We start from the raw sequence: 12,010 nt of genomic DNA on the forward strand, positions 1-12,010 counted from the left end.
TGTTGAAGCGTCAGCGAGCGTTGGCTTGTTGTAATGGGGTCGAGTTGTAGCGGTTTTCTATCTGTGCGATCTGGGTCAGCAGTGCCGGTACGTCGAGAATCAACGCCACCGCGCCGCTGCCCAGGATGGTCGAGCCGCTGATGCCGCGCAGTGCGCCGAACAGCTTGCCCAAGGGTTTGATCACGGTCTGGAATTCACCCAAAAGGTCATCCACCACCAGCCCGGCCTTGAGTTCCGCGTAGCGCACCACCACCACGTTCTGCCGGCGCGAGGCCGGGCCTTCGTGGTGGAAGTGGTCGCGCAGGTACACCAGCGGCAGCACTTCGCCGCGCAGGTCCAGGTAGCCTTGTTCGCGGCTGGCGAGGCCATCGTCTTCGCTCAGCTCGATGCATTCCTGGACCATGTCCAGCGGGATCACATAGGTGGACTGGCCGATGCCGACCAGGAATCCATTAATGATCGCCAGGGTCAGCGGCAAGCGGATGCGCACCACGGTGCCCTTGCCCGGCTGGCTGTCCAGGTCGACCGTGCCGCGCAGCAGTGTGATGTTGCGCTTGACCACGTCCATGCCCACGCCGCGCCCGGACAGGTTGGTGACGGCCTGGGCGGTGGAGAAGCCGGCTTCGAAAATCAGGTTGTAGATCTCCTGGTCGGTCAGGTTCGCGCCCTGGGCGATCAGGCCACGTTCATGGGCCTTTTCCAGGATCCGGTCGCGGTTGAGGCCGGCGCCGTCGTCGGCGATTTCCAGCACGATGCTGCCCGAGTCGTGGTAGGCATTGAGGTGCAGATGCCCCTTGGCCGGCTTGCCTGCCGCCAGGCGCGCCTCGGCGGTTTCGATGCCGTGGTCCATGGCGTTGCGCAGCAGGTGCATCAGCGGGTCGCCGATTTTTTCCACCACGGTCTTGTCCAGCTCGGTTTCCGCGCCGCTGATGATCAGGTCGATGTCCTTGCCGAGTTCCTGGCTGACATCGCGTACCACCCGGCGAAAGCGGTTGAAGGTCTCGCCGATGGGGATCATGCGCAGGCGCAAGGCACCGTCGAGAATCTCTTCCACCAGGCCGGACACCGACGAGGTGGCTTCCTGCAACGGATCGTTCTGGCAGGTACGCGCCAGCAGACTGGCGCCGGCGCTGGCAATGACCAGCTCACCTACCAGGTTGATCAGTTCGTCGAGTTTGTCCGCGTTGACGCGTACATAGGTGCCGTCCTTGGCTTTGCTTTCGCTGGCCACGGCCTGTTTGTCGGTCGCGACCTGGGCGGGCATGCGCGGGGTCTTGCGTTGGTCCGGCATCAGTTCGCCCGTGGCGACCATGGCGGTGCTTTCGTCGGTCGGTGCGGGGGATGTCGCGACCAGGCCGGTGCTCGCCGGGGACTCGACCTCTTGGGCGGCAACGATTTCGATCACGCAGTCTTCGCGCACAAAGTCGAACACTTCGTTGATCGCGGCATAGCCGGCGGCGGAGCGAAACGCGATGTCGAAGCCCAGGTAGCAGGACTCGGCATCCCAGGCTTCGATAGCCGGCAGCGCGTCGGTCAACGTGGTGAGATCGACGATTTCACCCAGGGTCTGCAAATAGCGCAGGAACGACAACGGGTCCATGCCATTGCGAAACACGTCTTGGCCAAAGCGCAGGGAGATGCGCCAGAGGCTCGCTTCGGCTGAATGGGTCGTTTCGGCTTCTGCTGCCCGGGCCGGTTCGGCTGCGGTCGGGGGCGCCTGGTATTCCTGCAGGATCTGGCAAAGTTCCATTTCCCGGGCCAGGGCAGGGGGTTGCAACGTCGAGCCCTGGTTGGCGACCACGTCGATCAGCTCGAGCATGTGATCACCGGACTTGAGCAGCACGGCGATCAAGCCCGGGTCCACCGCGACACTGCCCTCGCGCAGGCGATCGAGCACGTCCTCGACGATGTGGGTAAAGCTGACGATCGGCTCCAGGCCGAACAGCCCCGCCGAGCCCTTGATCGTATGGGCCGCCCGGAAAATCGCGCCGATGGCGTCATCGTCGCCGGGGTCGTTTTCCAATTGCAGCAACGATTCTTCCATCGCCTGCAGTTGTTCACGTGCCTCGACGATGAAGGTTTGTTGTGCCTGATCGAGATTGATGCTCACGCTCATTTCCTTTGTCGTGTCCGACGTGTTGCGCAGACCCTAGGCAACCAGGTTGCACAGGGCCAGGGTTTCCGTGACGGCTTTGCTTTGGTCGGTCACCCTCAGTTGGGTCCCGGCCTTGGGTGCCTCGCGCTGAATCATCAGCAGCAGTTGCAGGCCAGCACCATCCATCTCGGTGATCTGCGAAAGGTCCAGCGCCATGGCTGGCGTTGCCCCCAACCGTGGCAGCAATTGCGCGGCCAGGTCGGCGGCGGTGTAGATCGTCAGCTCGCCGTCGATCTGCACCTGCGCGAGGTCATCTTCTATTTCGTACAGCAGCGGCATTGAAGCCTCCGGCCATCAAGGAAGAATCAGCTTGGATACCGCCGCCAGCATCTGCGCCGGCTGGAACGGCTTGACCACCCAGGCCTTGGCACCCGCGGCCTGGCCCTCTTGCTTCTTCGATTCCTGGGATTCGGTGGTGAGCATGATGATCGGCGTGAACTTGTAGCTGGCCAGCTTCTTGACCTCCTTGACGAAGGTGATGCCGTCCATGTTCGGCATGTTCACGTCGCTGATGATCAGGTGCACTTTCTGGCCGTTGAGCTTGCCCAGTGCGTCCTTGCCATCGCTGGCCTCGATTACGTCGTAGCCGGCACTTTTCAACGCGATGCCGACTACCTGCCGAACGCTCGCGGAGTCGTCGACAACCAATACACTTTTAGCCATGAACGGCTCTCCTAGAAGAAGGTTATTTCCTGTGAAGTCTGTTGCGCAGCCGAGTCGCCGTGATGATTGCGGCGTTGCTCGTCAGTGGCGTAGGTGGTTTCCATGCGGGCCAGCCATTGGCGGGCGTCGATGGCGGCGGCCTGTTCGGGCGACTGGCTGGCCTGCTGCATGTGCACATGCAGGTCCTCGATGTTGTCGCGCACGTGGCTGAGGATCTGGCTGACCCGATCCTGGAATTGCAGGCTGACCAGCACTTCGGTGAGTTCGTCGCGAATGCCGTAACTCTCCCGTTGCAACATGTCGGCCGAATCGGCGAGGCGCCCGGTTACGCTCTGGAAGCGTTCGAGCACGCGCTGGATGCTGCCCTCGGACACGACCACGGACTGGCTGTCCTGATCGGCACCGCTGGAAGCCGCCTGCACCAGTTGGGTGATGGCGGTGTTGATGACGTCGACCTTGGCCGACATCTGCTGGCCGGTCTCGCTGGACTTGCTCGACAGGGCGCGCACGGCGTCGGCCACCACCGCAAAGCCACGTCCGGCTTCGCCTGCCCGGGCGGCTTCGATGGCGGCGTTGAGGGCCAGCAGGTTGGTCTGGGCGGCAATCGCCGCGACGTCGGCGGCCATGGTCCGCAGCTCGCCGGTGTAGGCGGTCAGGTTGCGCACTTGGGCGAGGGTTTCATCACGGCTGGCCTGGGTGGACTTCAACGAATCGATTACCTTCACCAGTTCGCCTTCGCTCTGCGCCAGCACCTGGACAGCACCACCGCCGCTGCTGCCGGCCAATTCGCCGGCGGCCAGTTGCGAAGCTTGCACGGTCTCTTCAAGACGCGAGGAAATGCCGGTGAAACGGCTGGTCAAGGAGACGATCGCGGTTTCAGTCTGCTGGCGCGAGCTTTCAACTTGCTTGGCCCAGATCGGCATGGCACCGAGGATCACTTCGTTGAGTTGTGCGCTGCTTTTGTGAGTGCCATGGTCGGCGGCTTGCAGTTCGTGACGGGCGATGGCCGCTGCTTCGGCCTTGTCCAATTGCAAGCGCTGCAAGCGCATGCCCCAGAGACCGGCACCCATGCCAAGGACCAGCAGCACGGCACTGAAACCAATGGTTTGCGCATTCGCGCCGTTGAGCACCAGCACACCGGCGCAGGCGATGACGGCAACGATCAAGGCGTGCCAGCAAGTGTGCGTCTGGGGTTTGGCGAAGGATTGGTCGTGGGAATACGACGTCATGGTTCGGTCCTTGAACAGTGTTGCTGACAGGATGTTTGCGAATAACTGGTTATCTGCAAAACCGACTCGGTCTTTATGACCAGTCGTCCGGTTCTGCAAAAAAAGTGGCGCATTGATATCGCAGAATAGTCCAGATTCGGCAAATGTCGAGGTGGACTGACCCGTGGTGAGGGAGCGACATCTGTGAAACAGAATGAAAGTATTGAGCTAAATTACCCTCTACAGTTTTCGCACCTGCCATCGAGCCCCCATGCCCACCCAGCCTCTCTGGAAAACCTACCTGCTGTTCCTGGCCCCCATGGTCCTGTCCAATTTCCTGCAATCGATGTCCGGTACGCTCAACAGCATCTACATCGGCCAGATGCTCGGCACCCAGGCGTTGGCGGCGGTGTCGGGGATGTTTCCCATCGTGTTTTTCTTCATCGCGTTGGTGATTGGCCTCGGCGCCGGGGCAGGGGTGCTGATCGGGCAGGCCTACGGCGCCGGCGAGACGGGGACTGTGAAGGCAATTGCAGGCTCGACCCTGTTGCTGGGGGCGATCATCGGGTTGGCGGCGGCGATCCTTGGCAGTGTCTTTGCCCGCGAGGGCCTGCAAGGACTCGGCACCCCCGCCGATGTGCTGGATGACGCGGTCTCCTATGCGCGGGTGATGATGTGGATTTTGCCGATGCTGCTGGTGTTCGTGGTGTTCACCCAGTTGTTGCGCGGTGTCAGCGATACCGTTTCGCCTCTGCTGGCGTTGCTGGTGTCCACCAGCGTCGGGATGCTGCTGACGCCGGTGCTGATCCGTGGCTGGCTGGGTTTTGCGCCGATGGGCATCCAGAGCGCGGCATTGGCGGGGCTGGTGGGTACCGCGTCGGCGATGGCGATGCTGGCGTGGCGCCTGAACCGCCGGGCGCATGCCCTGGCACTGGACCGAGCGCTGTTCGCGGCGATGCGCCTGGACAGGGACATCCTCGGCAAAGTGCTGCGCATCGGCTTGCCCACCGGTTTGCAAATGGTGGTGATCTCGCTGTCGGAGCTGGCCATCCTGGCCCTGGTCAATCGCCACGGGTCCCAGGCCACGGCGGCCTACGGCGCGGTGACGCAAATCGTCAACTACGTGCAGTTCCCGGCACTGTCGATTGCCATCACCGCGTCGATCCTCGGCGCCCAAGCCATCGGTGCCGGACGCCTGGAACGCCTGGGGCCGATCCTGCGTACCGGGATGCTGATCAATGTCTGGCTGACCGGTGGCCTGGTACTGCTGGGTTACCTGTTGTCCCGCTGGTTATTGGGGCTGTTCATCACCGACCCGGCGGCGCGGGTCCAGGCCGAACATCTGTTGCACATCATGCTCTGGAGCCTGTTGGTATTCGGGTTCCAGGCCATCATCGGCGGCATCATGCGCGCCAGTGGCACGGTGCTGGTGCCAGTGGCGATCTCGATTTTCTGCATCATCGGCGTGCAGGTGCCGGCGGCCTATTTATTGGATGCCCACTTCGGCCTTCAGGGCGTGTGGATGGCGTTTCCAGTGGCTTACCTGAGTATGCTGGTGTTGCAGACGGTGTATTACAAACGGGTCTGGCAGCATCAGCCGATCGAGCGGTTGGTGTAGTCGATCCAACACCGGACCGTGGTGGGAGCGAGCTTGCTCGCTCCCACAACGGTCCAGGGGCATGACGATGTTACAGTGGCCGTCATGCGCCCCTTCATCATTGAGGATCCGATGCCTGTCACTCTGCGCTCCAACATCGCCTACCGCGCCTTCCTCTTCGACATGGACGGCACGCTGCTCAATTCCGTCGCCGCCACCGAGCGGATCTGGACCCGCTGGGCCATGCGCCATGGCCTGGACGTGGCGAAATTCTTGCCGACCATTCATGGCGTGCGCGCCATCGACACGGTCGTCCGCCAGAACCTGCCGGGGATAGATGCTCAAGCCGAGGCCGCGCAGCTTACCGTTGAAGAAATCGAGGACGTGGAGGGCGTGGTCGAGGTGCCCGGTGCGCTGGCGTTTCTCAAAAGCCTGCCGCCGAGCCAATGGGCGATTGTCACCTCGGCGCCGATGGCCTTGGCTTTGCGTCGCATGGAAGCGGCCGGAATCCCGCGAGCCGGGGTGATGGTGACCGCCGAAGACGTGAGCGCCGGCAAACCGAACCCCGATTGCTATCTCCTGGCCGCGCAGCGCTTGCAAGTGGTCCCAGAGGAATGCCTGGTGTTCGAGGATGCCCAAGCCGGGATCAAGGCCGGCGAGGCGGCGGGCATGGATGTGATGGTGGTGACCGCTACGCACACGCACCCGGTGGTGACGTTGCATGGGCAGATCGAGGATTACCGTGGGTTGAGCATTGCGGTGGACGACAACGGATTGATGCACCTTCCAGACCACCGCTAACCCCTGTGGGGGCGAGCTTGCTCGCGATGGCGGTCCATCCAGCACCAATGCTGGCTGAACCACCGCTTTCGCGAGCAGTTTTATCTCAGCGATTTCGGGATCAGGTCACCACCCGATAGCACGGCACATACGCCGCGCCGCCCGGCAGTTTCATCCGGTGCTGGGCGACGAAGGCTTGGAGCAGGCGGTCGAGGGGCTCCATGATGGCCGGGTCACCGTGGATCTCGTAAGGGCCGTGCTCTTCGATCAGGCGGATGCCCTTGTCCTTGACGTTCCCCGCCACGATTCCCGAAAACGCCCGGCGTAGATTAGCGGCCAGTTCGTGGGACGGCAGGTCGCGGCTCAGGCCAAGGCTGGCCATGTTCGCATGGGTCGGGTCGAAGGGGCGCTGGAAACCTTCGTCGATTTTCAGCAGCCAATTGAAGTGGAAGGCGTCGTTGCGCTCGCGGCGGAACTGCTTCACTTCTTTCAACCCCTGGGTCATCTGCCGCGCTACTTCGGCCGGGTCGTCGATGATGATCTGGTAGTGCTTTTGCGCGGCTTCGCCCAAGGTCGCGCCGACGAATGCGTGCAGTTGGTCAAAATACGGCGTGGCGCTTTTAGGCCCGGTGAGGATCACCGGGAAGGGCAGGTCCTGGTTGGCTGGGTGCATGAGGATGCCCAGCAGGTAGAGAAATTCCTCCGCCGTACCGGCACCGCCCGGAAAAATGATGATGCCGTGGCCGACGCGTACGAAGGCTTCCAGGCGCTTCTCGATGTCCGGCAGGATCACCAGTTCGTTGACGATCGGGTTCGGTGCCTCGGCGGCGATGATGCCCGGCTCCGTCAGGCCCAGGTAGCGGCCGCCGTGGATGCGCTGCTTGGCGTGGGCAATCGTGGCGCCTTTCATCGGGCCTTTCATCACGCCGGGGCCACAGCCAGTGCAGATGTCCAGGCTGCGCAGGCCCAGTTCGTGGCCGACTTTCTTGGTGTACTTGTATTCTTCGGTGTTGATCGAGTGGCCGCCCCAGCACACGACGATTTTCGGCTCCACGCCGGGGCGCAAGGTGCGGGCGTTGCGCAGCAGGTGGAACACGTAGTCGCTGATGCCTTGGGATGAGCTCAGGTCGATGCGCTGGCTGTCCAGCTCGTTCTCGGTGTAGACGATGTCGCGCAGGGCGCTGAAAAGCATTTCCCGGGTGCTGGCGATCATCTCGCCGTCGACGAATGCATCGGCCGGCGCGTTCAACAGTTCCAGGCGCACGCCGCGGTCCTGTTGGTGGATGCGGATTTCGAAGTCCTTGTAGGCTTCCAGGATGGTCTTGGCGTTATCGACATGGGCGCCAGTGTTGAGGATGGCCAGGGCGCACTGGCGGAAAAGATCGTAGATGCTGCCGGAACCGGCTTCGCTCAGTTGTTGCACTTCGCGCTGGGACAAAGTCTCCAGGCTGCCCTTGGGGCTTACCGAAGCGTTGATTACCTGTCTTTGAGTCATTCAGCTTTCCTTGAAAACGATGCCGCTCGCACTATGGCGGCATCTTGAAAAAACGTCCACGCAGGAAGATCGCACGATCCTTGCGGTATCGCCATGGACTTTGATCCGGATCCGTCGGGTCGGTTGCAACACAAAATGAGCCCCAGCATAGCTAAATCGACCGGGCAGGCGATAATGCGCGAGTCTTTTCATGCCACACAAGGAAATTGCGACGCGATGTTCGAGATCAAACCGTGGGACGCCGCCGACTATCGGCAACAGACCCGTCGCAGCACGCTCATCGTGGCCGTCGTGTTCTTGGCGCTGGCAATGCTGCTGTCCAGTCTGGCCGTGATGCTGTTCGGTACGGCCGGGGGCGATAATTTTCGCTTCAATGTCGGGGGCGTCTTCGCTGCCGTATTGGTCATGGCCGGGCTGATGCGCGGGTATTTCTGGTCCCAGCCGTGGATGGCCGCGGCGGTGTACGGCTGGCAGCTCAAGCGCAGCCTGATGAGCATCACCAACGTGATGCACCAGGTGAAAGCCGGTGTGCAGGGCCAGGATCCGGCGGCCATGAAGCTGCTGCGTTTTTATCACTTGGGCCTGGCCCAGATGCACCTGCTGGACGCCAACTCCAGCGACCACGCCTCGTTGATTCGCGAGGCCGACGAGCATCTGGAACAGATGCAGGCGCTGGGCCTGGAGCCTGACCAATCGCGTCTGGACCCGGCCTGGATCGACACGGTGAAACAGGCCTGCAGCGAGCGCCGATAACGCCACTCATCGGTTGCCAAGGGTAAAAAATAAAACCCAGGTCCCGGGATGCCTTTCTCATGAACAGTCATGGAAAGGAGAGTCGAGATGACTGGAAAGATTGTTCAGGGAACCTGGGCCATGCTCTGCGCGGCTACGGTGGGATTGGCAGGTTGCGCGGGCAACAACAGCCAGTCGCCGGTGAATGCGCCAGGCGCCGCGAAAAGCCCGACCACCGCGACACTGGAAGCGGGGGCCGGGATCATGCAGAACAAACCCCCGTTGCAAGCGTTGGACACCTACCTCGATGGCTTCCATTTCTACAACGGGCGAATGTCCGGGCAAATGGAAGCGCACCACTACTGCACGGCCCTCAACGAAGAGGTGTTCCAGTGCGCCATTTTCGATGCCAACACCGCCAAGGCCAAACTGATGGGCGTGGAATACATCATCAGCAAGCGCTTGTTCGAAGGCTTGCCTGCCGCCGAAAAGCAGCTGTGGCACAGCCATGTACATGAAGTGAAGTCAGGGCAACTGGTCGCGCCGGGCATCCCCGAAGTGGCGGAGACGCGCTTGATGAAAAACCTGGTCAGCACCTACGGCAAGACCTGGCATACCTGGCACACCGAGCAAGGCAACGCGCTGCCCTACGGTGTCCCGCAACTGATGATGGGCTTCACTGCCGATGGTCAGATCGATTCGCAGTTGGTGGGCGAGCGCGACCGTCGAATGGGCATCGACAGCGAAGAGAAGAAACGCGCCCGCAAATCCATTGACGCTCCGGCGATCGATCCTGGCGCCGATGCATGGCAAAAAGGAAAGGTATGGCAGATCAAGGATCCGACCGGGCATGCTCATTAAAGCTATTTAACAGAGATGCTTTCGTGGCGAGGGAGCTTACCCCCTCGCCACGGGGGCAGGGAGTGAAAAATAAAGAGTTTTAAATAATCAAGGTTGTTTGAAATGCCCCGGAACATCATGTTCCGTTTCGTTTGGCTTAGTTCTTTTCTGAACTTGAACGTCACTGATCTTGAGGCTCTTAAGTTCAGTGAAGGTCACCCTCAAGAGTGCCTCGGCTTCTTCGGGGCTCAGCGTCTCGGTGTCGCCCGCCAGCACCCGGCTATCGGGTTGGCCGTCGGCGATGAAACTGACGATAAATCGATCCTGGCTCATTCGCTACCTCGACTGGTCAAGCGCCAGGACGCAGCAGCGCTGCGCCCCGACGATTCTCCGGGTTACGACTTCCTGCCGCCGCCGTGGCTGCGTTCGCCACCTTTGCGGCCGGCTTCAGAAGCTTTTTCCCGGTCATTTGCGAAGTTGCCGCCGGAAGCGTGTCCGCCTTTCTTGCCGGCTTCGGATGCTTTCTCACGGTCGTTTGCGAAGTTGCCTGGGTTTTTGTTTCCGCTATTAGCCATTTCGAGAATCCTCATTTTGGTTAAGCGAGTAAAACGTGCCTCGCAATACTGTGAAAGAAAACGGCAGAAGGAAGTTTAGAAAAAACGTTTCGCTGGCGACAGACGGTCGATATTTATATAAGCCTGTGGGAAAACCTATACAGCCGTTTCGCTTGAACTTATACAGCATCAATTTTATTAATTGAGGAAGTCGCGGCAAATGGTATTTATCCATCGAATCTCAGTCTTCCCCGCCGCTCACTTTCCAATGCTTGGCTTCAGCCGGAAACACTACCTGTTCAACCCGATGCGCTATGCCAAAGGCCAGCGAATTCTCCGCCGGGATTACCCTCTCCTCGGCGCAAAGGCATTTGAAGATGTCCAGCTGCGTGGCGGCGCCAGCGGTTTCCTTGACGTAGATTTCCACGTACCGCGCCACGTCGTTGTCCAGGCTGGACAGGTATTCGCGCAAGCGCGAGTGGTCCACTGACTTCTGGCCGAAATACCAATTCATCGGGTGGATCAGGAAGCGTGAGTGGGGCGTGGTGGTGCGGTCGCTGGCGGCCAGGTACATGACGATGCCCATCGACTCGATGTTGCCGGCATTCACGGCGCGCACCGGTACGGGAAGTGACTTGATGAAGGTGTAGAGGGTGAACCCGAAGTTGGTGCTACCGCCGACCGTAGAGAGGTTGAGCATCAGCGAGTCGGCGCCTTTCTCAATGGCTTCCAGGCAGTTGTCCCGGAAGCGCTCGGTGGTTCCCTGATCGATCTGGCAATGGAAATGGACGATGTGTTCGGACATCTGAAACTCCTCTCGACGTCACGCGTTGACGAGTCTGCGGTTCAGCGGCTCTGTACAGTTGGGAGTCCGCCGGCTGTCGGATGTTCCACTTCCGTAACACGCTTATCGAGTCCGGCAACGTATCGATCGCTTCGGTCAACAGGCTTCGACGGCCTGGGCCATGCGTTGCAGGAACATCGTCAGTGCGGCTTCTTGCGGACTGAGGCCTTTGCGCACCCGGGGCTTGGGCAGTTCATGCAGCACACCGGCCATGAAGCCTTCCACCACGGCCGGGTGGATGTAGCATTTACGACAGACGGCAGGGGTGTTGCCCAACTGCCGGGCGACCTGCCTGACCATCTCGGCCACGTGCCGCTTGGCCTCGGTTTCGGTTTCCCATTGCAGTGCGCGCAGTCCGTCCAGGGCGGCGGCGCTGCCCGCCCAGGTGCGGTAGTCCTTGGCGGTGAAGTCCGCACCGGTGAGCGTCTTGAGGTAGGCGTTGATATCCGAAGACGTGATGGCGTGACGCTCGCCATTTTCGTCCAGGTACTGGAACAGGTTCTGCCCGGGGATCTCTTGGCAACGCTTGACGATCCGCGCCAGGCGCCGGTCCTTGACGGTGATTTGGTGTTCGATGCCGCTCTTGCCTCGGAACTGGAAAGCGATGGCGCTGCCGTTGACCGCGACATGCTTGGTGCGCAACGTGGTCAGGCCGTAGGAGCGGTTGTCCCGGGCGTATTGGGTATTGCCGACGCGGATCAGGGTCACATCGAGCAAGGTGATGACCGTTGCCATGACTTTGTCGCGGCTGAAGCCAGGGGTGGCGAGGATCTCCTCCAGGCGCTTGCGCAACCGGGGGAGGGTGCGGCCGAATTCCAGCATGCGCGAATATTTGTCGGCATCGCGCACTTCGCGCCAGCGCGGATGATAACGGTACTGCTTGCGCCCACGGGCATCGCGGCCGGTGGCCTGCAGATGGCCACGCGGGTCGGTGCAGATCCAGACATCGGTGTAGGCCGGCGGAACGGCCAAGGCATTGATGCGCTGGATTTCGGCCGGGTCGGTGATGCGCTGGCCCGATGGATCGAAATAACAGAATTTGCCCCGCAGTTTCCTGCGGGTGATGCCCGGCGCGGTGTCATCGACGTAATGCAAGTCGGCCGGGAGCGCATCGGGCAGCGGGGTGTCGGGCATGGTTGATC

General features: G+C 61.3%; 12 protein-coding genes and 1 pseudogene. 4 read left to right on the plus strand and 9 right to left on the minus strand.

The window, feature by feature from the left end; genetic code table 11:
• Positions 1-10: 10 nt before the first annotated feature.
• The 4 genes and pseudogenes from J3P79_RS10510 to J3P79_RS10525 all read right to left on the minus strand — a co-directional run.
• Positions 11-2,110, minus strand: a complete 2,100-nt coding sequence (locus J3P79_RS10510; protein ID WP_434610253.1) for a chemotaxis protein CheA — start codon at positions 2,108-2,110, stop codon at positions 11-13.
• Positions 2,111-2,149: 39 nt separating this feature from the next.
• Positions 2,150-2,434, minus strand: coding sequence for an STAS domain-containing protein (locus J3P79_RS10515; protein ID WP_434610255.1), 285 nt, complete (start codon positions 2,432-2,434; stop codon positions 2,150-2,152).
• 15 nt (positions 2,435-2,449) lie between these two features.
• Positions 2,450-2,818 carry a response regulator gene (locus J3P79_RS10520; protein ID WP_003203044.1) on the minus strand — a complete coding sequence of 123 codons (369 nt, stop codon included), beginning with the start codon at positions 2,816-2,818 and terminating at the stop codon, positions 2,450-2,452.
• An 11-nt stretch (positions 2,819-2,829) separates the two neighbouring features.
• Positions 2,830-3,777 (minus strand): annotated as a pseudogene (locus J3P79_RS10525) (methyl-accepting chemotaxis protein); the annotation flags it as partial.
• A gap of 520 nt (positions 3,778-4,297) precedes the next feature.
• Here J3P79_RS10525 and J3P79_RS10530 point away from each other — a divergent pair.
• Positions 4,298-5,644 carry an MATE family efflux transporter gene (locus J3P79_RS10530; RefSeq protein ID WP_434610257.1) on the plus strand — a complete coding sequence of 449 codons (1,347 nt, stop codon included), beginning with the start codon at positions 4,298-4,300 and terminating at the stop codon, positions 5,642-5,644.
• Between the two features lie 111 nt (positions 5,645-5,755).
• The gene (locus J3P79_RS10535; protein ID WP_434610258.1) at positions 5,756-6,424 is read left to right on the plus strand and encodes an HAD family hydrolase; all 669 of its coding nucleotides are present in this window, start codon (positions 5,756-5,758) and stop codon (positions 6,422-6,424) included.
• Between the two features lie 100 nt (positions 6,425-6,524).
• Here the strand turns inward: J3P79_RS10535 and ppnN are convergent, their stop codons facing one another.
• Entirely contained in the window at positions 6,525-7,898 is a 1,374-nt protein-coding gene (gene ppnN / locus J3P79_RS10540) for a nucleotide 5'-monophosphate nucleosidase PpnN (protein ID WP_434610260.1), read from the minus strand.
• 216 nt (positions 7,899-8,114) lie between these two features.
• On the opposite strand from ppnN, the gene J3P79_RS10545 reads away from it, so the two are divergent.
• Together J3P79_RS10545 and J3P79_RS10550 are read left to right on the plus strand one after the other, a co-directional pair.
• Positions 8,115-8,651: a DUF3087 family protein gene (locus tag J3P79_RS10545; RefSeq protein WP_434610262.1), complete on the plus strand. Its 537-nt coding sequence runs from the start codon at positions 8,115-8,117 to the stop codon at positions 8,649-8,651.
• 87 nt (positions 8,652-8,738) lie between these two features.
• Entirely contained in the window at positions 8,739-9,491 is a 753-nt protein-coding gene (locus J3P79_RS10550; RefSeq protein WP_434610264.1) for an OBAP family protein, read from the plus strand.
• Positions 9,492-9,578: 87 nt separating this feature from the next.
• On the opposite strand, the gene J3P79_RS10555 is transcribed toward J3P79_RS10550, so the two are convergent.
• The 4 genes from J3P79_RS10555 to J3P79_RS10570 all read right to left on the minus strand — a co-directional run bounded on the left by J3P79_RS10555 (position 9,579) and on the right by J3P79_RS10570 (position 12,002).
• Complete coding sequence (locus J3P79_RS10555) at positions 9,579-9,803, minus strand: hypothetical protein (RefSeq protein WP_039592956.1); 225 nt, start codon at positions 9,801-9,803, stop codon at positions 9,579-9,581.
• Positions 9,804-9,865: 62 nt separating this feature from the next.
• Positions 9,866-10,045 carry a general stress protein gene (locus J3P79_RS10560; RefSeq protein ID WP_003182983.1) on the minus strand — a complete coding sequence of 60 codons (180 nt, stop codon included), beginning with the start codon at positions 10,043-10,045 and terminating at the stop codon, positions 9,866-9,868.
• 220 nt (positions 10,046-10,265) lie between these two features.
• Complete coding sequence (locus J3P79_RS10565) at positions 10,266-10,829, minus strand: ATP-dependent Clp protease proteolytic subunit (protein WP_186614670.1); 564 nt, start codon at positions 10,827-10,829, stop codon at positions 10,266-10,268.
• A gap of 135 nt (positions 10,830-10,964) precedes the next feature.
• Complete coding sequence (locus J3P79_RS10570) at positions 10,965-12,002, minus strand: DNA topoisomerase IB (RefSeq protein ID WP_434610266.1); 1,038 nt, start codon at positions 12,000-12,002, stop codon at positions 10,965-10,967.
• Positions 12,003-12,010: the final 8 nt, after the last annotated feature.

This window comes from Pseudomonas sp. R1-7 (assembly GCF_051132105.1).
Classification (GTDB): domain Bacteria; phylum Pseudomonadota; class Gammaproteobacteria; order Pseudomonadales; family Pseudomonadaceae; genus Aquipseudomonas.